The organism is Streptomyces sp. NPDC031479, from assembly GCF_055581065.1.
The window spans coordinates 31,901-56,175 of the sequence record NZ_JBVIKC010000020.1 but is presented as its reverse complement, the minus strand read 5'-3'; the positions used below and the strand labels follow the sequence as shown (position 1 = coordinate 56,175).

The window sequence follows — 24,275 nt, the reverse complement described above, 5'->3', positions numbered from 1 at the left end:
GGCCGGCGCCGACTCCGCTTCCGGGCGGGCCACTTGCCCCCATCGCGCGGGCCGGTCCGCCGCCGTACCCGCTGTTAGCCTGCGGCGATGGGACTGGACATCACCGTGGTCATGGCCGATTGGGAACACCTGGCCAGGATGCCGGCCGCCGCGCGCCTGGACGCCCTGACCGACGCCGTGTGCCCGGACTTCTGCTGCGCCGCGTGCGAGGAGGCCGACAGGGCCGTGCCGGGCGGCTGGGTGTGGCAGCGGCGGACGCCGTGGTGCGCCGAGTACCGGTTCTTCGGGACCACCGGTACGTACGCCTGGCACTTCCAGCTGGCCGAGGCCTGGGAGGGCCTGCGCCCGTCGGCCGCGCCTGCGCTGCGCGAGGCCCTGGACCGTTTCCTGGGCGGCCTGGTCTGGCATGGCCCGGACCAGCGGGCGCGGGCGGACCTGGACGACGGCCCCCGGCCCGCCCCCGGCTTCCCGGGCGACCCCGCACCGTGGCGCCCCGAGGTGCTCGCGCTCGGTTCGCCGGACGAGGTGGCGGCGCTGGCCCGTGCCTGGGAGGCCGCCGCGCCACGGCTGGAGGAGCTCCGGGAGCCCTTCGCCGCCGCGGCCGACCGCCGGCCGGCCTGGTTCGGCGGCTTCGACGTCGCCGGCGCGCTCCTGCGCGAGTGGGGTGAGGTGGTCACGCGGGCCGGGGAGCGCGGCTGGGGGCTCATCGGGCTGCCGTACTGAACGCGCCCGCCTCGGCGGGCGACTCCAGTTCGGGGATCAGGCGGCCCCGGCGGGACAGCAGGAAGCGCTTGAACTCCGCCACCGGCGGGGTGTCGGGGTGGCCGTCCAGCCAGGCGACGCCGATCTGGCGCACCGCGCGCGGCGCCGTCACCGTCAGCTCCACCACCCCCGGCCGGGGCACGGCGGGCGGCGGCAGCAGGGCCACCCCCAGGCCGGCCGCGACCAGGCCGCGCAGGGTCTCGGCCTCCTCGCCTTCGAAGGCGACCTTCGGGGTGAAGCCCGCCTCCGCGCACAGGTCGTCGGTGATGCGCCGCAGGCCGTAGCCCGCCTCCAGCGTGACGAAGGTTTCCTCGGCGGCCTCGGCGAGCCGGATCCGCTTGCGCACCGCGAGGCGGTGGTCGTCCGGGACCACCAGGCGCAGCCGCTGTTCGTCGAGCCGGCGGGCCACCAGGTCGGGGGCGTCGGGCAGGGGCGAGGTCAGGCACAGGTCGAGTTCCCCGGCCCGGAGCTTCTCCAGCATGGCCTCGCCGTAGTTCTGGACGAGGGAGAACCGTACGCGCGGGTGGTCGGCCCGGAAGGCGCGGATCAGGCCGGGCACGGTCTCGGGGCCCAGGGTGTGCAGGAAGCCGAAGGCGACCTTCCCGGAGGACGGGTCGGCGTCCTCCTGGACGGAGCCGGCCGCGTGGGCGATGCCGTCCAGGGCCCGTTCGGCGGAGGCGAGGAAGGTGCGGCCGGCCGTGGTGAGGGCGACGGTGCGGCCCTTGCGGGCGAACAGCGTGACGCCCAGGTCCTGTTCGAGGCGGACCATCGCCCTCGACAGGGTGGACTGCGGGACGCCCAGCTCGTGCGCGGCGCGGGTGACGTGCTCGTGCCGGGCGACGGCGGCGAAGTACGCGAGGCGCGGGGCCAGCAGGCGTGTCACGGCCATGTCTTCTTCGTAACGGTTCGTTGACATGTACGCCCCTGAGCTGTGGTGATGCGCGAGTGGATCGATTATCGCGAATTCGTGCATTGGACGCATGAAAAACAGGGGCCTACCTTCGACGTATGCCTCCCGCTCATACCGGGGCACCCGTCACCTCGGGTGCCTCCACCGCGTCGTTCCCGCAGCCCGAAGCCCATTCCCCCGGCCGCCCCGGCTACCGCCGGATGAGCCTCGCGCTCTTCGCCGCCGGCCTGGCGACCTTCGCCCTCCTCTACTCCACCCAGGCGCTGCTGCCCGCGGTCTCCGCCGGCTTCGGCGTGACGGCCGGTCAGGCCAGCTGGACGGTGTCGGCGGCCACCGGCGCGCTCGCCCTGTTCGTACTGCCGCTCAGCGCGCTGTCCGAACGGTTCGGGCGGACCCGGATGATGACCTGGTCGATGGTGATCGCCGTCGGCGTCGGCCTCCTCGTCCCCTTCGCCCCGAACCTGGAGTGGCTGGTGGCGCTGCGCGCGGTGCAGGGCGCGGCGATCGCCGGGATCCCGGCCTCCGCGATGGCGTACCTCGCGGAGGAGGTCAAGCCGAAGGCCCTGGTCGGGGCGATCGGCCTGTTCGTGGCGGGCAACTCCATCGGCGGCATGAGCGGCCGCATCGTGACCGGCTGGGCCGCGCAGCTGTGGGGCTGGCGGGCCGGGCTGCTGGCCGTCGGGCTGATGGCGCTGGCCTGCGCGGCGGCCTTCCTGGTGCTGGTGCCCCGGGCGCGGTTCTTCCGGCCGGCCTCGCTGAACCCGCGCGCGGTGGGACGTACCGTCGCCGGGCACCTGCGCGACCCGCTGCTGCTGCGGCTCTACGGGATCGGCGCGCTGTTCATGACCGTCTTCGGGGCCGTGTACACGGTCATCGGCTACCGGCTGGTGGACGAGCCGTTCTCGCTGCCGCAGGGCGTGGTCGGCTCGGTGTTCCTCGTCTACCTGGTGGGTACGGCCTCCTCGGCCGCGGCCGGACAGCTGGTGGCCCGTACGGGGCGGCGCGGGGCGCTGTACCTGGCGGTGACCACGACCGCGCTGGGTCTGCTGCTGTCGCTGGCCGACTCCCTCGCCGCGGTCCTGGCGGGGCTGGTGCTGATCACGGCGGGCTTCTTCGCGGGGCACGCCGTGGCCTCGGCGGCGGTGAGCCGGACGGCGAAGTCGGGCCGGGCGCAGGCCTCCGCGCTCTACCAGTCCGCGTACTACCTGGGCTCCAGCGCGGGCGGCACCCTGGGAGCGCTGGCCTACCACGCCTCGGGCTGGGCGGCCACGGTCGGCATCGCCCTGCTGGCGGTGGTGGGCGTCGCGTCGATCACCCTCTACGGGTCCCACGCGGCCCGGGTGGAGCGGGCCCGCGGACGGCGGCTCGCGGCTCCGGCCGCGGCGGCCCGCTGACCGGCGGGGACGGGCCGGGGCCGGCCGGGACAGGCCGGGACGGGCCGGAACCGGCGGACCGGCGGCGAATCGGACAAACGAATCGGACAACAGATCGGGCGGCCGGGCGAACGGCCGTCCGATCTGCATATTTCCCTGTGCCGGACCTCCTGACGAAAGCGGCCCCAGACCCTACGCTCGCGTTGCGACTCGCCGTGTTTCCGGGGCATGGGGCCCCCGAACGCCCGGGGCGAGGGCAGGGGAGGACCCGATGGCGGGGATACGGGTGCGCGCGAAGCGGCGTGCCGCGGTGGTGTTCGGCGGGGCGCTGGCCCTCGCGGTACCGGTGGTGCTGACGGGGGGCGGGCCGGCCCAGGCCGCCGCCACCGCCTCGTGCAACGTGACCACCGGGCCCTACCAGCGTCAGGTGGAGCAGTTCCTGGGGCGGCCGGTGGACGGGGTGCAGTCGGCGGCCGACTGCACGGCGATCCAGTCCTTCCAGGCCACCCACGGGATCACCCCGACGATGGGGTACGCGGGCCCGCTGACCTGGCAGACGATGAACACGATGCTGGCGCAGCGCGCCGCGGGCAAGAACCCGAACGCGGCCGGGACCTGTCCCACCAACCTGGGCCGGATCGCCTGCGTGGACCTGACCCGGCAGCTCAGCTGGATCCAGGACGGCGCGGCGCTGAAGTACGGGCCGGTGCCGGTGCGCACCGGCAAGGCGGAGACCCCCACGCGGACGGGCCTGAAGAAGATCTACTACCGGTCCATCGACCACTGGTCCACGATCTACAACGTCTCGATGCCGTACGCGCAGTTCTTCGACGGCGGTATCGCCTTCCACTCGGTGACCAAGAGCATGTGGAACCCGCCGGGTTCCGGCGGCTGCGTGAACATGACGACGGCCGACGCCAAGGCGTACTGGAACATGCTGGGCAACGGCGAGGACGTCTTCGTGTACGGGCGCAAGCCCGGAACCTGACACTCCTCCTCGCTCCCGGCTGCCGTTGTCGGACCCCTCGGGTAGTTTCCGTCGAAGACGGAACTACCTGGGGGCGACACCATGAGTGACCTCGCGACGACATCACCGGACCTCGACGCCGCGATGGACCGGTACCGCGTCGAGCTGACCGGTTACTGCTACCGGATGCTCGGTTCGGCCTTCGACGCCGAGGACGCGGTGCAGGACACGTACATCCGTGCCTGGCGGGCGTACGAGAAGTTCGAGGGCCGCTCCTCGCTGCGGTCCTGGCTGTACAGGATCGCCACCAACGTCTGCCTGGACCTGCTGAACGCGGGCAACAAGCGGGCCCGCCCCATGGACTTCGGCGCCCCGCAGCACCAGGCCTCCGCCGTGCTCAACGAGCGGCCCGAGGTGACCTGGCTGGAGCCGGTGCCCGACGGGCGGGTGCTGCCACAGACCGCCGACCCGGCGGAGCTGGCCCTGGCCAAGGAGTCCGTCCGGCTGGCCTTCGTCGCCGCCCTCCAGCACCTGCCGGCCAAGCAGCGGGCCGTGCTGATCCTGCGGGAGGTGCTGGCCTGGAAGGCGGAGGAGGTCGCGCAGCTCCTGGAGACGACGGTGGCCTCGGTGAACAGCGCCCTCCAGCGGGCCCGGGCCACCCTCTCCGGACACCGCGTCCGCGAGAGCGACGCGGCCGACCCCCTCGACGCCGCCCAGGCCGAGCTGCTGGGGCGGTACCTGTCCGCCTTCGAGGCCTACGACATCACCCGGCTGACGGCCCTGCTGCACGAGGACGCGGTGCTGTCGATGCCGCCGTTCGACCTGTGGCTGCGGGGCCACGCCGACATCGCGGCGTGGCACCTCAACCAGGGCATCGGCTGCAAGGGCTCCCGTCTGCTCCCCACCACGGCGAACGGCATGCCGGCCTTCGGCCAGTACCGGCCCGCCGCCTCGGGGACCGGGCACGTGCCGTGGGCGCTCCAGGTCCTGGAGATCTCAGACGGGAAGATCGTCGGCCTCAACGCCTTCCTCGACACCGCCCGGTGGTTCCCGCTGTTCGGACTCCCCGAGCAGCTCTGACAGGCCTACGAGGCCCAGCAGGGCCCGCAGCGCGGGGCCGGCGCCGGTCACGGTGAAGGCCCCGCGCCCCCGCGCGGCCAGCCGCAGCCGCGCGAGCACCTCGACGGCCCCGAGCCCCGGCGCGGTCACGGCCCCGGCATCACACACCACCGCGGCGGCCCCGCCCTCGTAGAGCAGGGCCAGCCGCGCGCAGAGCCGCGCCGCGTCCCGCTCGGTGGGGCCGGGTCCGGGTAGTACGAGCCGTCCGATCTTCATGACGGGTTGACCGCCGGCCTTCCCGGAACTCATCGGGGGCCAGCACAATGGCCGGATGGATCTTCCCTCCTACTGGGACCCGCTGCCCACGGCGCACGCCCTCGCGCCCTCCGGCCGGGAGGCCTCCCCGGTGTTCGGCGGCAGGTGGGCGGAGCGGAACTGGCGCAACGTCCCCGGCCCGTTCTACGGCGCGGACACCGACTGCATGGAGCTGGGGCGGATGGAGGCCCCGCGCCACGTGGCCTACGACGGCGAGCACGAGTTCGTGTACCGGCAGCCGGTGGACGCGGACGAGACCCGGGCCCTCGTGTGCGCCGCCCAGGTGGAGACGTACTCCGGCTACGCCCGGGACGGCGACGAGCATTGGACGCCAGAGGCCGTGCGCGGCTGGTGGCGCGACCGCGGGCGGGTACGCGAGTGGGCCGTGGCGGCCGGCGCGGAATGGGCCGCGTACGACACGGACCCGCGGTTCTTCCCGCACTACCACGAAGCCGCCCTGGGTCACCGGGACTTCGTCGCCCACATCGACGACGGCCTGGAGGCGTACCTGCGCGGCTACCTGTTCTGGCTGGAACAACGGCGCGCCCCCCGGGCCGGGCAGGCGCTGCCTCGGCTCTGAGGGTCAGGGGCGGGGGAAGCCGAAGGTGTCGAGGGTGAGCTCGAACGGCTCGGGAAGGCGGACGGCCTCGCCGAACTTGCCCGCGTGCAGGACGCGGTACTTGCCGTCGCCGGGCTCGCCGTACAGGTGGATCGTGGGACTACCGGTCGCGTGCGGGTCGATGAGGAGGTACAGGGGGACGCCTGCGGCGGCGTAGCCGTTGAGCTTGGACACGCGGTCGTTGACGGCGTTCGACCTGGACGTGATCTCGACGACGAGCTCGGCGGCGCCCGCGGGGGTGCAGTTCTCCCCTTCCGGAACCGCCTCCCTCGGGACGACCACGAGGTCCGGAATGTAGAGCCCAGCGCGGCTGGGGACCTCCACATTGAGGGTCTGGAAGACCTCCCAGTCGTCGGGGATCGCCGTGTACAGGCGGCGCTGTACCGCTGCGGCAATCAGGTTGTGGTCGTTGACGGGCGGTGGTGCCACGGTGACGATCCCCTCGATGATCTCCACCTTGCAGCCCTCCGGCACATCCGTCCCCTCCCAGAGGCGGACCGCCGAGTCCCAGTCGTCACCGCTCGGCTGCTGGTGCTCGACTGCGAGTGCGCTCATGGTGTGCTCCTATCGGTACGTCACCGATCCCAGCATGACGAACGGGACCGGTGGGCGTCCACCGGTCCCGTTCAGCCGTACGGATGAGCCGCGCGTCAGGCGATGCGGTCCAGCACGATCGGGGTGGCCGAGAAGGCCGTGCCCGCCGGGGCCACGTCGTAGGAGCCCTCCAGGGAGGCCAGGGCGTACTCGAACTTCTCCGGGGTGTCCGTGTGCAGGGTCATCAGCGGCTGGCCCGCGGTGACCGTGTCGCCCGGCTTCGCGTGCAGCTCGATGCCCGCGCCGGCCTGGACCGGGTCCTCCTTGCGGGCGCGGCCCGCGCCCAGGCGCCAGGCGCCGACGCCGACGGCGTACGCGTCGAGGCGGGTCAGGACGCCCGAGGCCGAGGCGGTGACCACGTGCTGCTCGCGGGCCACCGGCAGGGCGGCGTCCGGGTCGCCGCCCTGGGCGGAGATCATCCGGCGCCACACGTCCATCGCGGAGCCGTCGGCCAGGGCCTTCGCCGGGTCGGCGTCCTTGATGCCCGCGGCGTCCAGCATCTCGCGGGCCAGGGCCAGCGTCAGCTCGACCACGTCGGAGGGGCCGCCGCCGGCCAGGACCTCGACGGACTCGCGGATCTCCAGGGCGTTGCCCGCGGTCAGGCCCAGCGGGGTGGACATGTCGGTGAGCAGGGCGATCGTCTTGACGCCGCTGTCGGTGCCGAGGGCCACCATGGTGGAGGCCAGCTCGCGGGCGTCCTCGATGTTCTTCATGAACGCGCCGGTGCCGACCTTGACGTCCAGGACGAGCGAGCCCGTACCCTCGGCGATCTTCTTCGACATGATCGAGGAGGCGATCAGCGGGATGGCCTCGACGGTGCCGGTGACGTCGCGCAGGGCGTACAGCTTCTTGTCGGCGGGGGCCAGGCCGTCGCCCGCCGCGCAGATGACGGCGCCGGTGGTGTCGAGGACGTTCAGCATCTCCTCGTTGGAGAGCAGCGCCCGCCAGCCCGGGATGGACTCCAGCTTGTCCAGGGTGCCGCCGGTGTGGCCCAGGCCGCGGCCGGAGAGCTGCGGCACGGCCGCGCCGCAGGCGGCGACGAGCGGGGCCAGCGGGAGGGTGATCTTGTCGCCGACGCCGCCGGTGGAGTGCTTGTCGGCGGTCGGGCGGGAGAGGGAGTCGAAGTTCATCCGCTCGCCGGAGGCGATCATCGCGGCGGTCCAGCGGGCGATCTCGGCCCGGTTCATGCCGTTCAGCAGGATGGCCATGGCCAGCGCGGACATCTGCTCGTCGGCGACGACCCCGCGGGTGTAGGCGTCGATGACCCAGTCGATCTGCTCGGGGCTCAGCTCACCGCGGTCCCGCTTGGTCCGGATGACGGAGATGACGTCCATGAGGTGACTTCCTTCTACGCGCATAGAGATGAGGGAGGGGGTTCAGAGGAATTCAAGAGGAATCCAAGGGGGCTCCAGCGGGACCCGACCGGCCCGGAGGAAGCGGGACGGCCCTCCGCCCGGCAGGGGCGGAGGGCCGTCGGCACGGCTATCTCAGGTGGTCGGGCCCGAAGGCCTGCGGCAGCATCGCGCTCAGCGGGAGGATCCCGTCGGGCGTGTCCACCAGCAGGTCCGGGCCGCCGAACTCGTAGAGCAGCTGGCGGCAGCGCCCGCAGGGGACGAGGCTCTGGCCCTTGCCGTCCACGCACGTGAAGTGGGTGAGACGGCCGCCCCCGGTGGCCTGGAGGGAGGAGACCAGACCGCATTCGGCGCACAGGCCGAGTCCGTAGCTCGCGTTCTCGACGTTGCAGCCGGTGACGACCCGGCCGTCGTCGGCCAGCGCGGCCACCCCGACCGGGAAGCCCGAGTAGGGGGCGTACGCCCGGGTCATCGCGACCCGGGCGGCGGCCCGCAGGGCCTCCCAGTCCACCGCGTGCTCCGCGGTCACTTGCCCTGGCCCTTGCGGTACGGCATGCCGTCCGCCTTGGGCATGCGCAGGCGCTGCGCCGACAGGGCGAGCACGAGCAGCGTGGTCAGGTACGGGGCGGCGTCGACGAACTGGCTCGGCACCTGGTCGGTGAGCGCGTACCAGATGAAGAGCCCGGCGGCGCAGACCGCCGCGATGGCGGCCTGGACGTGCTTCTTCTTGTACAGCTGCCAGACGACGACGAGCACCAGCAGGATCGCCAGGAGCAGCAGCATCGCGTGGACGTTCTCGGCACCGCCGCGCAGCCGGAGGCTGTAGGTGAAGCCGAAGATGCCCGAGCCCAGGGCCATGCCGCCCGGCATCCAGTTACCGAAGATCATCGCGGCGAGACCGATGTAACCGCGGCCGCCGGTCTGGCCCTCCTGGTAGATGCCGGTGGAGACGATCGCGAGGAAGGCGCCGCCGAGACCGGCCATCGCGCCGGAGGCGACCACGGCGATGTACTTGTACTTGTAGACGTTGACGCCGAGGGACTCGGCGGCGATCGGGTTCTCACCGCAGGAGCGCAGTCGCAGGCCGAAGGCCGTGCGCCACAGCACCCACCAGGTGGCGGGGACCAGGAGCACCGCGACGACGGTCAGCAGCGAGAGGTTGGTGACCAGACCGCCGATGACGCCGGCGGCGTCCGAGATCAGGAACCAGTGCTTGCCCTGGAGCGTCGCCATCCAGTCCGAGAGCCCGGGGATCGTGATCTCGGTGATCGGATCGATGCGCGGGGACTGCTTGGAGGAGCCGCCCGGGGTCTTGTCGAAGGTGAAGTTCGACAGGTACTGGGTGAAGCCGACGGCCAGGATGTTGATCGCCACACCGGAGACGATGTGGTTCACGTTGAAGGTGACGGTGATGATCGCGTGCAGCAGACCGCCGATGGCGCCGCCGACGATGCCCAGCAGGACGCCGGTCCACGGACCCCACTGGTAGCCGGCCCAGGCGCCGAACCAGGTGCCGAGGATCATCATGCCTTCGAGGCCGATGTTGACCACGCCCGCGCGCTCGGCCCACAGGCCGCCGAGGCCCGCGAGGGCGATCGGCACCGCGAGCTGGAGGGCGCCGGAGACCTGGCCGACGGAGGTCAGGTCGTTGGCTCCGGAGATCAGGCGGACGATCGAGACCAGTACGAGGCCTCCCGCGATCATCAGCAGGATCCAGGGCAGGGTGAGCTTGCGGCGGCCGCCGCCCTTCTTGGGCGCGGCGCTCGTCGCGGAAACGGTGCTGGTGCTCACGCCGCGACCTCCTTGTTGTCGGTCTTGAGGGCGTGGCCGGCGGCCAGCTCTTCGCCGACCTTCTGCTGCTGGCGGCGGATGCCGTAGCGGCGGACGAGCTCGTAGCTGACGACGACCGCGATCACGATCAGGCCCTGCATGATCGTGCCGATCTCCTTGGCGTAGCCCTCGGTGTCGAGACCGGCGGACGCCTTGTCGATGAAGGCGATCAGGAAGGCCGAGAAGAAGATGCCGATCGGGTTGTTGCGGCCGAGCAGCGCGACGGTGATGCCGGTGAAGCCGACACCCAGCGGGAAGGACAGGTTGTACGTGTGCGACTCGCCCAGCAGCAGCGGCATGCCGGTCAGACCGGCGACCGCGCCCGAGATGAGCATCGCAGTCATGATCATCTTCTTGGGCTCGACACCGGAGGCCTGCGCGGCGGACTCGCTGGCGCCGGAGGCGCGCAGGTCGAAGCCGAAGCGGGTGCGGTTGAGCACGAACCAGTAGACGACGCCGAGCGCGAAGGCAATGAAGGTGAAGCCGTAGATGTCGCCGCCGGACAGGGACAGGGCCGGGAACCAGCCGGACTCCGGAATGTCACCGGTGGTCAGGTCGTTGGAGCCGGCCGGCTGCACGCCGAAGTTCTTCGGCAGGATCAGCCAGGCGATCAGCGAGGTGGCGATGGCGTTGAGCATGATCGTGGAGACGACCTCGCTCACCCCGCGCCGCGCCTTGAGGACACCCGCGATGCCGGACCAGAAGGCACCGGTCGCCATGGCGACGAGCACGATCAGCAGGACGTGCAGCGGAGCCGGCAGCGAGACCGAGGCGCCGACCACGGCGGAGACCATCGCCGCGAGGCGGTACTGGCCGTCGACGCCGATGTTGAAGAGGTTCATCCGGAAGCCGATGGCGACGGCCAGGGCTGCCAGGAAGTAGATGCCGGCCTGATTGACGATCAGGACCTGGATGTCCTCGTAGCCCGCCTGCTCGATCATGATCCGCAGCGGGTCGATCGGGTCCACGCCCGAAGCGGCCAGCACGATCATGGTCAGCACCAGGGCGCTGACCAGTGCGAGCGCCGGTCCGGCGGCTGCGAGGAGCAGCCGGTCCTTGTCGAATTTCTTCATCGGGCCTCGTCCTCCGTGGTGTCGCCGTCGACCCCGGCGGAGTGGTCGTCTTGGGCTTCGAGGTGCCCGCTGGCGGCGCCGGTCATGGCGGTACCGAGCTCCTCGGGGGTGATCGTCGCAGGGTCGGCGTCCGCCACCAGGCGGCCGCGGTAGATGACGCGCAGGGTGTCGGACAGGCCGATCAGCTCGTCCAGGTCCGCCGAGATCAGGAGCACGGCCAGGCCCTCGCGACGGGCCTCGCGGATGGCGTCCCAGATCTGCGCCTGCGCGCCGACGTCCACACCACGGGTGGGGTGGGCGGCGATGAGGAACTTCGGGTTGTGGCTCATCTCGCGGCCGACGATCAGCTTCTGCTGGTTGCCGCCGGAGAGCGAGGCCGCGGTGACGTCGATACCGGGGGTGCGGACGTCGTACTCGCGGACGATCCGCTCGGTGTCCTTGCGGGCGGCCTTCGGGTCGAGGATGCCGCCCTTGGAGTTGGGCCGCTCGGTGACGTGGCCGAGGATGCGGTTCTCCCAGAGGGGGGACTCCAGGAGCAGGCCGTGCCGGTGGCGGTCCTCGGGGATGTAACCGATGCCGCCCTCGCGGCGCTTGCGGACCGGCATCCTGGTGATGTCGGCGCCGTCGAGGGTGATGACGCCCGCGTCGGGGGTGATCATGCCCATGAGGGCCTCGATCAGCTCCGTCTGGCCGTTGCCCTCGACGCCGGCGATGCCGAGGATCTCACCCTTGTGGATGGTGAAGCCGATCCCGTCGAGCAGGAGGCGGCCGGCGACCGGGGGCTCGCGCAGGTCGGTGTCGGAGTCGCCCAGGGCCGGTGCGGAGGTCTCGGGGGCCGTGACGGTGCCCGACTCGGCGACGGTCAGGCTCTCGACCTTGAGCATCGCGGTCGTGGTCACCGTGGACTCGCGGGTCTCCGGCGAGGGCAGCTCGGTGCCGACCATCAGCTCGGCGAGCTGCTTGGTCGTCGCCGTCTTCGGGTCGGCGGTGCCGACCGTGGTGCCGCGCCGGATGACGGTGATGTCGTCGGCGACCTTCAGCACCTCGCCCAGCTTGTGCGAGATGAAGATGACGGTCAGGCCCTCGGCCTTGAGCTCGCGCAGGTTGTCGAAGAGCGCGTCCACTTCCTGCGGCACGAGCACGGCGGTGGGCTCGTCGAGGATGAGGGTCTTCGCGCCGCGGTAGAGGACCTTGAGGATCTCCACGCGCTGGCGGTCGGCGACACCGAGGTCCTCGATCAGGGCGTCGGGGCGCGCGCCGAGGCCGTACGCGTCCGAGATCTCCATGATCTTCTTGCGGGCCTTGGCGCCGATGCCGTAGAGCTTCTCGCCGCCGAGGACGACGTTCTCCAGGACGGTGAGGTTGTCGGCCAGCATGAAGTGCTGGTGAACCATGCCGATGCCGCGGGCGATGGCCTCGCCCGGGTTGTTGAAGGAGACCTGCTCCCCGTCGATGGCGATGGTGCCCTCGTCCGGCTTCTGCATGCCGTAGAGGATCTTCATCAGGGTCGACTTGCCGGCACCGTTCTCACCGATGAGGGCGTGGACCGTGCCCTTGCGGACGGAGATGGCGATGTCCTTGTTGGCGACGACGCCGGGGAAACGCTTGGTGATGCCGTGCAGTTCTACGGCGAGAGGGGGGCTGGACGCGTTGATGACGCACTCTCCTTGGCGCGGAAGGAGCTGGAAAGCCAAGTTGGCAGGGGGGACAGGGCGGGGGAGAGAAGGTATCGCGTCCACGATGCCTCTACGCGCGTAGCACTGTCGAAAGTGAAAACTTGCGGCCAACTGGCCACAAGTTCGCACGGACTGGGGGCGAAGACGCGGTTCGGGGTCCGGGAGCGGGTAGACCGCTTCCGGACCCCGGGGACCACGACCAAGCGTCAGACGAGGGCCTTACGGCGCGGTCTTGACGGTGATCTTCTTCGCGATGATGTCGGCCTTGGCCTTCTCCACCGCGGCGGTGACGTCCGTCATTTCCTTGTACTTCGGGTTGGAGTCGGCCAGGCCGACACCGTTCTTGTCCAGGCCGTAACGGACCTCGCCGGACTCCGGCTTGCCGTCCTTGACCGACTTGATCAGGTTGTAGACCGCGTCGGAGACGTCCTTGGTGACCGAGGTCAGGATGTGGTCCTTGTACTTCGACAGGCCGGCCTGGTTGTACTGGTCGGAGTCGACGCCGATGGCCCACTTGCCGGCGGTGGAGGCGGCCTCGATGGCGCCCGAGCCCGCGAGACCGGCGGCGGCGTAGATCACGTCGGCGCCGCCGTCGAGCTGGCCCTTGGCGGTGGCCTTGCCGAGGTCGGGCTTGGCGAAGCCCGAGAAGTCCGGCGGCTGCGTCAGGTAGGCCGACAGCACCTTGGCGTTCGGGTTGGTGTCCTTGACGCCCTGCTCGAAGCCCGCCTGGAACTTCTTGATCAGCGGAACCTCGACGCCGCCGATGAAGCCGACGGTGTTGGACTTCGACGCCTTGGCGGCGGCGACGCCGGCCAGGTAGGAGCCCTGCTCCTCGTTGAAGACCAGGTTGGCGATGTTCTTCTCGGTCACCGAGGTGTCGTCGATGATGCCGAACGTGGTGTTCGGGAACTTCGCGGCGACCTTCTTGATGGCCGGGGCGTAGGAGAAGCCGACGCCGATGACCGGGTTGTTGCCCTTGCGCGCCAGCTCGGTGAGGCGCTGGACCTTGTCGGCCTCGCTCTCGCCCTCGGTGGGCTCCGCCTCGGCGGTCTTGACCTTGAGGTCCTTCTCGGCCTTCTCCAGGCCCGCGTAGGCGGCGTCGTTGAACGACTGGTCGCCGCGGCCGCCGACGTCGTAGGCGATGGCGGCGCCGGCGCTCTTCGTCTCGGAGGACGAGGAGGACGACGACGAGGTGTCCGAGGACTTCTTTCCGCCACAGGCGGTGGCCGAGAGGGCCAGCGCCGCGGACGCGATGCCCACGGTGGCGATCCTGGTGATCCGGCGCAAGGGGAGGCTCCTTCAAAACCTGACCGAAGCGCCACGACCGGCGCTGGTTTAGCGGCGATCGTAACGCGCGTAGATGTCAGTTAAAGGCCCGTTCATGAGTCGTTATCGGATCGTCGCGAACCGGACAGTGACCGATCAGTAACTCGACAGGTGCCCAACCCTTGTGTACCAAGGGCTGGACACCCCCACCGGCCGAGAACGGATTGGGGTAAGTACTTTGCCCCCGCTTTGCCGCGCGTGCGCTAACCGACCACGCCGGCACGGCAGCCGTCGAGCAGCGCGGCGGCGGTGAAGAACTCCACGCCGACGCCGATCGCGCTCTCGTCGACGTCGAAGTCGCCGCGGTGCAGGTCCCGCTTGGCGGTGTCGCCGGGCCTGCGGACGCCGAGGCGGGCCATGGCGCCGGGGACGTGCTCCAGGTACCAGGAGAAGTCCTCGCCGCCGAGGCTCTGCTCGGTGTCCTCGATCGAACCGGCGCCGCAGCGGGCCGCCATCGCCTCCCGGAGCAGTTCGGTGACGACCGGGTCGTTGACCACCGGGGGGACCCCGCGCACGTGGTTGATCTCGAACTTCGCCCCGTGCATCGTGGCGACCTCGTCGATCGCCGCGTGGATCATGTCGGGGGCCTCGTACCAGGCGTTCAGGTCCAGACAGCGGATGGTGCCGGAAAGCTCCGCCTGCATCGGGATGACGTTGCAGGCGTGCCCCGCCTCGATCCGGCCCCAGGTGACCGACATGCCCGAGCGGGCGTCCATGCGCCGGGTCAGCAGGGCGGGGACGTCGACGGCGAGGCGGGCGGCGGCCGTCACCAGGTCGGTGGTCAGGTGCGGGCGGGCGGTGTGACCGCCGGGGCCGGAGAGGCTGACCTCCAGCCGGTCACAGGCAGAGGTGATCGCTCCGGCCCGCAGCCCGATCCGGCCCGCGTCGACGCGCGGGTCGCAGTGGACCGCGATGATCCGCCCCACGCCGTCCAGCACCCCGGACTCGATGGCCTCGCTCGCGCCGCCCGGCAGCACCTCCTCGGCGGGCTGGAACAGCAGCCGCACCGGGCGGGGCAGCAGCCCCTGGCGGTCGAGCTCGGCGAGCACCAGGCCCGCGCCGAGGACGACGGCCGTGTGCACGTCGTGCCCGCAGGCGTGGGCACGGTCCGGGACGGTGGAGCGGTACGCGACGTGCGTCTTGGCGTCCGGAATAGGCAGGGCGTCGATGTCCGCGCGCAGGGCCAGCATCGGCCGCCCCCCGTCCCGGGTCCCGACGTCACAGATCAGCCCCGTGCCGGACTTCAGCACGCGTGGGCGCAGGCCGGCTTTTTCCAGCCGGGTCTTGATCGCCGCCGTGGTGCGGAACTCCTGGTGTCCTAGCTCGGGATGCATGTGCAAGTCCCGTCGGAAGGCGATCAGTTCGGCACGCAGGTGGTCCGGAAGCTTGCCGGGCAGCTCGGGCCGGTCGGGCGTGCCGGGCAGGGCGGTCTGGGACTCGCGGGACATCAACTGGTTCACCCGTTGAAGGGTAGGCGCACGGATGGGTCAACTGGCCGGAGATCACCAAAAGTTCATGCCGTTAGGGGAAAGAAACCCGGCCTCTGGACGCATGACCGTATGCTGCGGGGGGTACACTCGCGCGCTCATCCGGCCGCGGGGGCCGCCTGGGCCGGGAGTCTGCGCACATCACGTGCCGTTTCGATGACGCCCGCGAGGAAGCTGTGCGCCCTCGGCGAGGCGGCGGCGGTGAGCCAGGCGGGGTCGATATCGCATACGGCCACCGTCACGCCAGTCCCGGTCAGCGCGAACGGCAGCGTGTGGACGACGGTGGACGGGAAACTGACGATCGTGCGGCCGACCGGGCCGCGCCGGGCGATCAGCTCCAACGGCAGGTCCGGGCGCACGATCTCCAGCCCGGTCGCCCCGCTCAGCGCGCGCAGCTTCTCCGGGGACTCGCGGCGGTGCGCGAAGTAGCGGGTCACGCCGTGCTCCAGGGTCAGGGCGCGGACCGCGTCGAGGTAGCGGGCCGGGTCGACGACCCCGGTCTCCACCAGGGAGGTGCCGACCAGGTCGGTGCCCTTGGTCAGACGCGGCGGGCCGAAGCGGGAGCGGGTCCAGGCGAAGTCGTTGACGCGCAGCCGCATCCCGGGCAGCGGGGTGACCGGCATCGAGGTGAAGACCTCCGTGACGCGCCCGCCGCGCGGGGTCAGCCGGCGCCGCGCCGTCCCCGACACCGGGGCGTACGCGAGCTCGCGCGCCCGGGACAGGGTCCCGCCGCCGGTGCGGTGCCAGCGGCGCAGCCGCTCGCCGCGCCCGAGCTGCGCGATGAACTCCATGGTGGCGGTGCCGTCGTCCACGACGACCAGTTCGGCGGTGCGGGCCGGGACCAGCAGCAGCTGCACGAGCCGCGAGAAGGGGTCTCCGACGACGATCCGCCCGGCCCGGCGCACGGCCGGGGTGAGCGCGGTCAGGGCCCCCGCTGGGCTGCCGGAGCCGCCGCGGGCCTCCTGCCAGTGCACGGCGTGGCCCTCGTCGCGGGCGATTCCGGCGACCCGGCGCAGCTGCCCTCGGGACATCGGGTCGGTGGGCGGCAGGACGACGACGCGCAGCCACCCGGCGGCCGGCCGCGGCGGGCCGTCCTGCGGGCGGCGGGCACGGCCGGGGAGGGAACCGGGCTGACGGGGGACGGCGGACAGCAGGGGGGCGGGGGCCCCGGCGGGGGCCCCGGCCTCGGACCCGGCATGCGCGGGGGCGTGGGTGAGGGCGTGGGCCCATTCGAGCACGTTGAGCAGCTGGACCGGGCTCTCGACGAGGGCCAGCGTGGGGGCGGGAGAGTTCACCTGATTTCTCCCAGGAGGCCCCGGCCTTCAAGCCGGCGAGGAATGGGCCCTTGGGGCGGAGCCGCAAAGCGGTGGAGTTCGTTGCACATTTGCTCTGACCTGCGCTCTCTTCCGTTGTCAGTGACGGGCGTTAGGTTGTGGAGCATGACGGCGGCAGGATCGGGAGCTGATGGTGGCGGGCATGCCCGGTACGCCTTCCGCCTTCGTGTGTCGGTCCGGCACAGCTCGACAGGATGCTGACCGGGGCCCGCCGGTCGATGGGCTGACTGCGCGAGGGATCTTCGGTTCCGCAGCAGCAGATCATCCGGGACTTCGCCAAGTCCCGCGCCAAGGCCCTCAAAGACGTCAAGGCGAAGCTGCCCGTCAAACAGCGGGCCGGGATGCCCCGCATCAAGCGCAAGCGCGAGGCGCTGCCGTCGCTGAACCACACCACCCGCGGGTTCCGGGTGCGAGGCGGTCGCCTGCACCTGGCCGGCGGGATCGCCTTGTCGGTGGTGTGGTCGCGTGATCTTCCGTCCGCACCCGGTCCGGTGCGGATCTACCGAGACGGCCTCGGGCATTGGTACGCCTCGTTCGTCGTTGCCGCCGAGGCTTTCCCGCTGCCCGCCACGGGACGGATGATCGGCGTTGACTGGGGCATCAAGCAGACCGCGACCACCACCTCCGACGATCACGACCTCCCGCACGCCGGGCACGGCAAGGCATCCGCCGTGAAGCTGGCCCGCTACCCGCGGATGATGGCCCGCCGGAAGACGCCGAAGAACCGGCCCGACACCAACGGATACAGGAAGGCCCGCAAGGCTGCGGCGAAGGTGTCGAAGAAGTTCACCCGGCAGCGGCAGGACACCGGCCGCAAGTGGGCCAAAGCCGTCGTCAGGGACTTCGACCACCTCGCCGTGGAGGACTTCCGGCCGCGGTTCCTCGCGAAGACGACCATGGCCCGCAAAGCGGCCGACGCCGCGATCGGCCCCACCAAGACCGCTCTGGTCGAGATGGCCCGCGAGCACGGCCGGACCGTGCACCTGGTCCACCCCGCGCACACCACCATGGACTGCGCACAGTGCGGAGCGAGAGCCAAGCACGCACTCCCCCTCTCCGAGAGAACGTATACGTGCACCGCGTGCGGAACGGTGTCCCCCAGGGACAAGGACTCCGCCCGCGTGATGCTCGTCCGGGCCGGTCTCAACCCGGCTGGTGCTGAACTTGTAAGACCCGCCACCTGCTGGGTGCCAGGCAAAGTGAGCCAGGAATCCCCTCCCTTCACGGAGCGGAGGTTTCAACACGCACTCCGCTCTTGGAGGAGAGGTGGGGCCGGGTCAGACCGCTGCCGGGGCCTGGCCCTGGACGCGGCGGAGCTTCTTCATGGGGCCGAGCTCGGACGCGTAGACCTTCTTGACACCGTCGCCGAGGGCGGTCTCGATGGTGCGGATGTCGCGCACGAGGCGGGCGAGGCCGCCGGGTTCGACGGAGGCGGCCTGGTCGGAGCCCCACATGGCGCGGTCGAGGGTGATGTGCCGCTCGACGAAGGTGGCGCCGAGGGCGACGGCGGCGAGCGTGGTCTGCAGGCCGGTCTCGTGGCCGGAGTAGCCGATCGGAACGTTCGGGTACTCCTCCTGGAGGGTGTTGATGACGCGCAGGTTGAGCTCCTCCGCCCTGGCCGGGTACGTCGAAGTGGCGTGGCAGAGAAGGATGTTGTCGCTGCCGAGCACCTCGACGGCGTGCCGGATCTGCTTGGGGGTGGACATGCCCGTGGACAGGACGACGGTGCGGCCGGTGGCGCGCAGGGCGCGCAGGAGTTCGTCGTCGGTGAGGGAGGCGGAGGCCACCTTGTGGGCGGGCAGGTCGAACTTCTCCAGGAAGGCGACGGCCTCGGTGTCCCAGGGGGAGGCGAACCAGGCGATGCCGCGGCGGGCGCAGTGCTCGTCGATGGCCAGGTAGTCGGCCTCGCCGAACTCCACGCGGTGGCGGTAGTCGATGTAGGTCATCCGGCCCCAGGGGGTGTCGCGTTCGACGTCCCACTGGTCGCGCGGGGTGCAGATCTCCGGGGTGCGCTTCTGGAACTTGACGGCGTCGCAGCCCGCGTCGGCGGCGGCGTCGATGAGGGCGAAGGCGGTGCCGAGGTCGCCGTTGTGGTTGATGCCGATCTCGCCGACGACGTAGACCGGGTGGCCGGGGCCCGCGATGCGCGAACCAAAGGCGCGCTGACGGGTGTTGGGGGTGGCGACGGTCATGGCAGGGGGTGTCCTTCGATCGGTGGGGGCGGGGTCCGGTGCGTGGGGGGCGTCGAGGAGGGGCGCCAGGAGGCGGGCGCGGGCGAGGTCGTGCGGGTCGTCGACCTCCAGGACCCTCGCCGGGTCGGCCGGCACGGGCAGGGTCCGGCCGAAGAAGCGGTGCCGGGCGGTGCGGAAGCCGGCCGCGTCCATGGCGTAGGCGGCGCCGGTCTCCAGCAGTTCGGCGGGGCGGTCCTGTCGGCGGGGCCGGTACGCCGCCTCGTGGTTGACCCCGGCTCCGAGGCCGTCGGGTCCCGTACGCCACAGGAAGCCGTGGAAGGGGGCGGCGGTCAGGGCGGTGTCGGCGGCGCCCGAGGCCACGGCCGCGGCCACCGACTCGACGTCCGAAGGGGTCAGGAAGGGGCTGGTGCACTGGACCAGCAGGAGCACGTCCACGGTGAGGGAGTGCAGTTCCTCGAAGGAGTCCAGGGCGTGCAGCAGGGCCGCCTCGCTGCTCGCGGTGTCCCCGGAGAGGGCCGCGGGCCGGGTGACCACCGCGGCTCCCGCGGCGCGGGCGGCCGCCGCGACGGCCGGGGAGTCGGTGGAGACCACCACGTCCGTGACGGTGGGCGCGGCCCGGCAGGCCCGCACGGCGCGGGCGACGAGCGGGATCCCGCCGACGGGTGCGGTGTTCTTGCCGGGCACCCCCTTGGACCCGCCGCGGGCCGGGATCACCGCGAGGACCCTCACAGCTCGCCCAGCCGTCGGATCACCGGGGCCACCCGCTGGACGCCGTGCCGGTAGGCGCCCCGGGCGGCCTCGCGCAGGTGGGCCCGGAGCCAGCGGCGCGCCCCGGAGGACTCCCCCGCCGCGCGGGCGCCCGCCCCGGCGAGCGGGGTCCCGTCGGGGGCGAGCCGGTGGCGGGCCAGGATCCCGGGGAGGTAGCCGGAGGCGGTGGCGAGCGTGTAGTACGGGGCCACGGGCGGCAGCCGGTCCGCGGCGAGCAGCTCCGCGACCCGGGCCCGCGCGGCGGCGTAGGGGTCGGCGACGGGGTCGGCGACGGGCGGGCCGGAGGCGGCACCCGGAGGGGTGGCGGCGGAATCCGGCGGGCCCGCGGGGACCGGCGGCCCGGAGGCGACCGGCGGCCCGGAGGCGACCGGCGCAACCGAAACACCCGGCGCGACCGGCGCGACCCCGTGGGCGGCGAGCCAGCCCGGGGCGCCGGCCGGCAGCAGGCCCCCGTCGAGCTGGTCCCACGACGCCAGGCAGCCGGAGCCCAGGAAGTGGTGGTTGCCGAGCGCCTCGCGGATGCCGAGGTCGGTCAGGACGGCGGTCGGGATGCCCCGGTGCAGGGACTCCAGGGCGGCGGTGGAGGACACGGTGACCAGCAGGTCGGTGCCGTCCAGCACCTCGCCCATGTTCCCGTACGCCAGACGGCAGTTGGGCGGCAGCCCGCCCGGAAGGCGCTCGGCCAGGCGCTGGTAGGGGTGTTCCTCCAGGTGCGTGGTGTGCTCCCCCGGCCGGCTGCGCAGTTTGACGAGCACCTCCCGCCCCGGGTGCAGCCGGGCGTGCCGGGCGGCGCGCTCCAGGAGGTAGGCGCGGTCGGCGCGGCCCTCCGGGACGGAGGGCTGCACCGCGAAGACGACCCGGTGGGCGCGGTCGCCCGCGCTCTCGTACGCCGCACCCTCCAGGAAGGGCAGGGCGGTCTCGACGACGGCCGCCGGATCGGCGCCCACGCCCTCGTACACGGCACGGAAGCGGGCAGCGTCGTGGCGGGAGTTGGCGAGGACCAGGTCGGCGCCGTGCCGCAGCAGGAGCCCGTCGGCGAGCTTCTCGTAGACGACGCCGACGTAGCCGGTGACGAGGACGGGGCGGGCGGCCGGGTCGGGCCACAGGGCGCGCACCCCGTGCAGGACGGCCTGGACTGCGCCGCCGACGAGGGCGAGGACGACCACGTCGTAGGGCCGGCGGCCGAGTTCGGCGAGGAACTCGGCGCAGGTCACCTCCACCGGACCGCCGCCCGTCTCCCCGACGCCCGCCTCGCCGAGCTGGCGCGCGGTGGGGGTGGCCCGGCCGCGTAGTACGTACCCGGTGGGTGCGGGGGCGCCGGGGGCGAGGCGGCGGGCGGTGAGGGCGCCCCATTTCCAGCGCGTGTCGGAATCCGCGAGTACGGCGACGCGTTGACCGGACCGGCTGCTGCTGAGTGGCACTGGCACCCGGCAGAAGCTATTCCGCATTTCCGGTGATCGGCCCAACGAGCGCACAACGGCGGGTTAACAACCCGTCGACGAAATGCGAAAGCGCCCTGGTTAACGCGCCCGCCCCGCGTCGTTCACATGGAATCCGCATCCGGGCCATGGTGAATGCCGGGCCGCATCCTAATGTCTCGCGGGTGCCCAAGCTCTCTGTTGTCGTGCCGTTCTACAACGTGCAGACGTACGCACCGGACGTCCTGAAGGGACTCGCACTCAACGCGCGTGAGGATTTCGAGTTCCTGCTGGTCGACGACCGCTCCACGGACGGGACGCCCGAGCTCCTGGAGCGCGCGGCGGCGGGCGGCCTGCCCGGGGCGGTGCACCTCAGACGGGACCGCAACGGCGGGCTGGCGGCGGCCCGCAACACCGGACTGGACGCGGCGCGCGGCGAGTACATCGCCTTCCTGGACGGCGACGACTGGCCGGCGCCGGGCCACCTGGCCCGTACGCTGGCCGCCATCGAGGCCCTGGACTGCGATTTCGTCCGTACCGACCATGTGCAGGTGACGGGCCGGGCGCGGATCGTGCAGCGGGTGCCGTACGGGCCGCAGGGGGTGGTGGGCGATCCGCGCGCGGGGATCCTGCCGACCGGGCGGGCCACGGCGGTGGACTACCCGTACGCCTGGGCGGGGATGTACCACCGGCGGCTGCTGGACCAGGGCCTGCTGCACTTCACGGACGGGCTGCGGACGGCGGAGGACCGGCCGTGGATCTGGCGGCTGCACCGTACGGCGCGGTCCTTCGCGGCGATCGGCGAGGCCGGGATCTTCTACCGGCGCGGCATTTCCACCTCGCTCACCCAGATCGGGGACGAGCGTCAGCTCGATTTCATTCGAGCATTTGATCAAGTACTCGCGGACACCGCCACGGACCGGGAATCCGAACTCCTGCTCCCCAAGGCCGTCCGAACGTATTGCGCGATTATCGCGCACCATATCGGCACCATCGAAAGGTTCGAACCGGCCGTGGCGAAAAGACTCCGTGTGATGAGCGCGGAGGCGCTCGGGCGCATGCCGCGGCCCCTGTTGGAACGGGCGCTCGGCTCGATGGACGCCGACCGCTCCGCGCTGCTGCGCAGACTGCGGCGCCGCACGCCGGCCCCCGCGGTTCCCGGGGCCGCCGCGTGAACGGCGACCACCGCGTGGACGGCGACCGCTGCGTGGACGGCGACCACCGCGTGGACGGCGACCGCGTCACCCAGGTCTTCCTCGCCTCCACCCTCTACGGGACGGCCACCCTCGCCGCCGCCCTCGACGCGGGCACCTTCCCGGCGGCCGCCCGCCGGATCCTGCTGACCAGCAACCACTCCCTCACCCCCGAGGTCACCCCCGGCATCGACGCCATGCCGGGCTTCGAGACGCTGCGGACCCGCTTCGACGAGGTGCGCGACTGGAACGCCGTCCTCGCCCCGCAGCACCCGAGCACCTGGGCCCCGCGCCCGGACGACGTCCCGCTGTGGGAGCGGCAGCTGCGCGCCCTGTGGGGGCTCGGCGGGGACCGGGTCGAGCTGGTGGTGGAGTCCCTCCAGGTGCCGCCCGCGCAGAGCCTGTGCCGGCTGTTCCCGGGCGCGGCGATCGACGTGTACGCCGACGGGCTGATGTCCTACGGCCCCACCCGCTTCCGCCTCGACCCGCAGATCGGCATGCGGGTCCGGCGCGTGCTCCACCTGGACCTGGTCCCCGGCCTGGAGCCGCTGCTGCTGACGGAGTTCGGGGTGCCCTCGGAGACGGTCCCGGCGCCCGCCTTCCTCAAGGTCCTGGCGGAGCTGGCCGGGCTGCCCGACGACAGCGGCTACGAGCCCGGCGAGCCCTGCGCCCTCCTCCTGGGCCAGTACCTCTCCGCCCTGGACCTGATGTCCCCGGCGCAGGAGGAGGAGCTGCACGTCGCGATGGTGCGCGGGGCCTGGGAGCGGGGCCACCGGGAACTGGTCTTCAAACCGCACCCCTCCGCCCCGGCGGCCTACTCCCGGCGGGCGGAGGCGGAGGCCGAACGCCTCGGGGCGCGGCTGACGGTGCTGGACGCGCCCGTGCTGGCGGAGACCCTGTACGAGCGGCTGCGCCCCGCGCTGGTGGCGGGCTGCTTCTCGACGGGGCTGCTCACGGCGCGGGCCCTGTACGGGATCCCGGTCGCGCGCACCGGGACCGGTGCGCTGCTGGCCCGCCTGGCCCCGTACCAGAACAGCAACCGGATCCCCCTGACGCTGGTGGACGCGCTGGTCCCGGACCTTGCGGCGGCGCCGGGCGACGGGCCGGGCACCCCGGAGGACCTGCCCGGTCTGGTCACCGCCGTCGGCTTCGCCATGCAGCCCCGGATCCTCGCCGACCGGCGGGAGCGGGCCGAGGCCCATCTGGCCCGGCACCTGAGCGAGGGGACCCGGCACTACTTCAACCGCCGCCGGCTCACCACGCTGGGCCTGCCGGGCGGGATCCCCGCGCAGCTGTCCTTCCTGCCCCGCAGCCCCGCCGTGCGCCGGGTCGTGCACCGGCTGCGGCGGGGTCTGCGCCGGGTCAGCTGACGGCGAGCTTCGCGGCGAAGCCCAGGAAGATCACGCCGGCCGCCGAGGTGGCCCCGGCCGCGAGCCGCTTGCGGCGGCGGAAGGCGGCGGAGAGGCGGGTGCCGGTGAATATCAGGGTGGACAGGTACAGGAAGCTGACCAGCTGGGAGACGGTCCCCAGCAGCAGGAAGGACAGCGCGGGGTAGGGGTACTCCGGGTCCACGAACTGCACGAAGAAGGACAGCAGGAAGAGGATCGCCTTCGGGTTGAGCAGGCTCACCACCAGCGCCCGCCTGAACGGCCGCTCGGCGGCACCGGCGGTCTCCTCCCCGGCCGGGGCCTCCTCGTCGCGCGAGCGGCGGCCGCGCCACATGGCCAGGGCGCCGCGCAGCATGCCCACGGCCAGCCACCCGAGGTACCCGGCGCCGAGCACCTTGACGGCGGTGAACAGCACCGGGCTGGTCTGGAGCAGCGCGCCCGCGCCGACCGCGGCCAGCACCATCAGCACGGTGTCGCCGGTGAACACCCCGGAGGCGGCCTTGTAGCCCTCCTTCACCCCGCGCCGCGAGGCGACGGAGAGCACGTAGAGGGAGTTCGGCCCCGGCAGCAGCACGATCAGCACGACGGCGGCGAGATACGTAGGAAGATCTGTCACACCCAGCATGTGCAGGAGTGTCC

Annotated in this window: 21 protein-coding genes and 2 pseudogenes; 8 read left to right on the top strand and 15 right to left on the bottom strand. The window is 72.2% G+C overall.

The genetic code is table 11. The features are described from left to right. Positions 1-87 precede the first annotated feature (87 nt). The gene (locus tag ACZ5D2_RS22455; RefSeq protein ID WP_371677006.1) at positions 88-723 is read left to right on the top strand and encodes a hypothetical protein; all 636 of its coding nucleotides are present in this window, start codon (positions 88-90) and stop codon (positions 721-723) included. On the opposite strand, the gene ACZ5D2_RS22450 is transcribed toward ACZ5D2_RS22455, so the two are convergent. Then, positions 704-1,651 carry a LysR family transcriptional regulator gene (locus ACZ5D2_RS22450; RefSeq protein ID WP_371677007.1) on the bottom strand — a complete coding sequence of 316 codons (948 nt, stop codon included), beginning with the start codon at positions 1,649-1,651 and terminating at the stop codon, positions 704-706. The genes ACZ5D2_RS22455 and ACZ5D2_RS22450 overlap by 20 nt on opposite strands. A gap of 119 nt (positions 1,652-1,770) precedes the next feature. Between ACZ5D2_RS22450 and ACZ5D2_RS22445 the strand changes: the two genes are divergently transcribed. From ACZ5D2_RS22445 to ACZ5D2_RS22435, 3 genes are all read left to right on the top strand, one after another. Next, on the top strand, positions 1,771-3,066 hold the full coding sequence (locus ACZ5D2_RS22445; RefSeq protein WP_371677008.1) for an MFS transporter: 1,296 nt from the start codon (positions 1,771-1,773) through the stop codon (positions 3,064-3,066). Positions 3,067-3,316: 250 nt separating this feature from the next. Further along, positions 3,317-4,033, top strand: coding sequence for a L,D-transpeptidase family protein (locus tag ACZ5D2_RS22440; RefSeq protein WP_371677009.1), 717 nt, complete (start codon positions 3,317-3,319; stop codon positions 4,031-4,033). Between the two features lie 81 nt (positions 4,034-4,114). Beyond that, entirely contained in the window at positions 4,115-5,092 is a 978-nt protein-coding gene (locus tag ACZ5D2_RS22435) for a sigma-70 family RNA polymerase sigma factor (RefSeq protein WP_371677010.1), read from the top strand. Here the strand turns inward: ACZ5D2_RS22435 and ACZ5D2_RS22430 are convergent. Beyond that, entirely contained in the window at positions 5,009-5,380 is a 372-nt protein-coding gene (locus tag ACZ5D2_RS22430) for an STAS domain-containing protein (protein WP_371677011.1), read from the bottom strand. The two genes, ACZ5D2_RS22435 and ACZ5D2_RS22430, sit on opposite strands and share 84 nt — an antisense overlap. Positions 5,381-5,402: 22 nt before the next feature. Here ACZ5D2_RS22430 and ACZ5D2_RS22425 point away from each other — a divergent pair, with 22 nt between their 5' ends. Then, entirely contained in the window at positions 5,403-5,966 is a 564-nt protein-coding gene (locus ACZ5D2_RS22425; protein ID WP_371677012.1) for a ferredoxin, read from the top strand. Between the two features lie 3 nt (positions 5,967-5,969). On the opposite strand, the gene ACZ5D2_RS22420 is transcribed toward ACZ5D2_RS22425, so the two are convergent. The 9 genes from ACZ5D2_RS22420 to ACZ5D2_RS22380 all read right to left on the bottom strand — a co-directional run bounded on the left by ACZ5D2_RS22420 (position 5,970) and on the right by ACZ5D2_RS22380 (position 16,638). After that, positions 5,970-6,560, bottom strand: a complete 591-nt coding sequence (locus ACZ5D2_RS22420; protein WP_371677013.1) for a Uma2 family endonuclease — start codon at positions 6,558-6,560, stop codon at positions 5,970-5,972. Between the two features lie 95 nt (positions 6,561-6,655). Beyond that, on the bottom strand, positions 6,656-7,933 hold the full coding sequence (locus ACZ5D2_RS22415) for a thymidine phosphorylase (protein WP_030231066.1): 1,278 nt from the start codon (positions 7,931-7,933) through the stop codon (positions 6,656-6,658). Positions 7,934-8,081: 148 nt separating this feature from the next. Further along, positions 8,082-8,480: a cytidine deaminase gene (locus ACZ5D2_RS22410; RefSeq protein WP_371677015.1), complete on the bottom strand. Its 399-nt coding sequence runs from the start codon at positions 8,478-8,480 to the stop codon at positions 8,082-8,084. Further along, complete coding sequence (locus ACZ5D2_RS22405) at positions 8,477-9,742, bottom strand: ABC transporter permease (RefSeq protein ID WP_371677016.1); 1,266 nt, start codon at positions 9,740-9,742, stop codon at positions 8,477-8,479. The genes ACZ5D2_RS22410 and ACZ5D2_RS22405 overlap by 4 nt, the downstream gene beginning before the upstream one ends. Next, the gene (locus tag ACZ5D2_RS22400) at positions 9,739-10,854 is read right to left on the bottom strand and encodes an ABC transporter permease (protein ID WP_371677017.1); all 1,116 of its coding nucleotides are present in this window, start codon (positions 10,852-10,854) and stop codon (positions 9,739-9,741) included. Before ACZ5D2_RS22400 ends, ACZ5D2_RS22405 begins: the two co-directional genes overlap by 4 nt. Continuing rightward, positions 10,851-12,548, bottom strand: coding sequence for an ABC transporter ATP-binding protein (locus ACZ5D2_RS22395; RefSeq protein WP_468931383.1), 1,698 nt, complete (start codon positions 12,546-12,548; stop codon positions 10,851-10,853). The genes ACZ5D2_RS22400 and ACZ5D2_RS22395 overlap by 4 nt, the downstream gene beginning before the upstream one ends. A gap of 201 nt (positions 12,549-12,749) precedes the next feature. Next, positions 12,750-13,817, bottom strand: a complete 1,068-nt coding sequence (locus ACZ5D2_RS22390) for a BMP family lipoprotein (RefSeq protein WP_371677019.1) — start codon at positions 13,815-13,817, stop codon at positions 12,750-12,752. Between the two features lie 242 nt (positions 13,818-14,059). Next, the gene (locus ACZ5D2_RS22385; RefSeq protein WP_371681177.1) at positions 14,060-15,304 is read right to left on the bottom strand and encodes an amidohydrolase; all 1,245 of its coding nucleotides are present in this window, start codon (positions 15,302-15,304) and stop codon (positions 14,060-14,062) included. 137 nt (positions 15,305-15,441) lie between these two features. After that, a complete protein-coding gene (locus ACZ5D2_RS22380; RefSeq protein WP_371677020.1) occupies positions 15,442-16,638 on the bottom strand; it encodes a hypothetical protein in 1,197 nt (398 codons plus the stop codon). Positions 16,639-16,904: 266 nt separating this feature from the next. Between ACZ5D2_RS22380 and ACZ5D2_RS22375 the strand changes: the two are divergent. Continuing rightward, positions 16,905-17,747: pseudogene (locus ACZ5D2_RS22375) on the top strand (RNA-guided endonuclease InsQ/TnpB family protein); the annotation flags it as partial. A 207-nt stretch (positions 17,748-17,954) separates the two neighbouring features. Here ACZ5D2_RS22375 and ACZ5D2_RS22370 read toward each other — a convergent pair. From ACZ5D2_RS22370 to ACZ5D2_RS22360, 3 genes and pseudogenes are all read right to left on the bottom strand, one after another. Then, positions 17,955-18,869, bottom strand: coding sequence for an N-acetylneuraminate synthase family protein (locus tag ACZ5D2_RS22370; RefSeq protein ID WP_371681178.1), 915 nt, complete (start codon positions 18,867-18,869; stop codon positions 17,955-17,957). A gap of 360 nt (positions 18,870-19,229) precedes the next feature. Beyond that, positions 19,230-19,583, bottom strand: a pseudogene (locus tag ACZ5D2_RS22365) (cytidylyltransferase domain-containing protein); the annotation flags it as partial. 11 nt (positions 19,584-19,594) lie between these two features. Next, positions 19,595-21,085 (bottom strand): DUF6716 putative glycosyltransferase, encoded by a 1,491-nt coding sequence (locus tag ACZ5D2_RS22360; RefSeq protein ID WP_371677021.1) that lies wholly within the window; start codon positions 21,083-21,085, stop codon positions 19,595-19,597. A gap of 155 nt (positions 21,086-21,240) precedes the next feature. Here ACZ5D2_RS22360 and ACZ5D2_RS22355 point away from each other — a divergent pair, with 155 nt between their 5' ends. Both ACZ5D2_RS22355 and ACZ5D2_RS22350 read left to right on the top strand, forming a co-directional pair. After that, positions 21,241-22,230, top strand: coding sequence for a glycosyltransferase family 2 protein (locus ACZ5D2_RS22355; RefSeq protein ID WP_371677022.1), 990 nt, complete (start codon positions 21,241-21,243; stop codon positions 22,228-22,230). A 50-nt stretch (positions 22,231-22,280) separates the two neighbouring features. Then, positions 22,281-23,618: a polysialyltransferase family glycosyltransferase gene (locus tag ACZ5D2_RS22350; protein ID WP_371681179.1), complete on the top strand. Its 1,338-nt coding sequence runs from the start codon at positions 22,281-22,283 to the stop codon at positions 23,616-23,618. Here the strand turns inward: ACZ5D2_RS22350 and leuE are convergent. Further along, the gene (gene leuE / locus ACZ5D2_RS22345) at positions 23,611-24,261 is read right to left on the bottom strand and encodes a leucine efflux protein LeuE (protein WP_371677023.1); all 651 of its coding nucleotides are present in this window, start codon (positions 24,259-24,261) and stop codon (positions 23,611-23,613) included. The two genes, ACZ5D2_RS22350 and leuE, sit on opposite strands and share 8 nt — an antisense overlap. Positions 24,262-24,275: the final 14 nt, after the last annotated feature.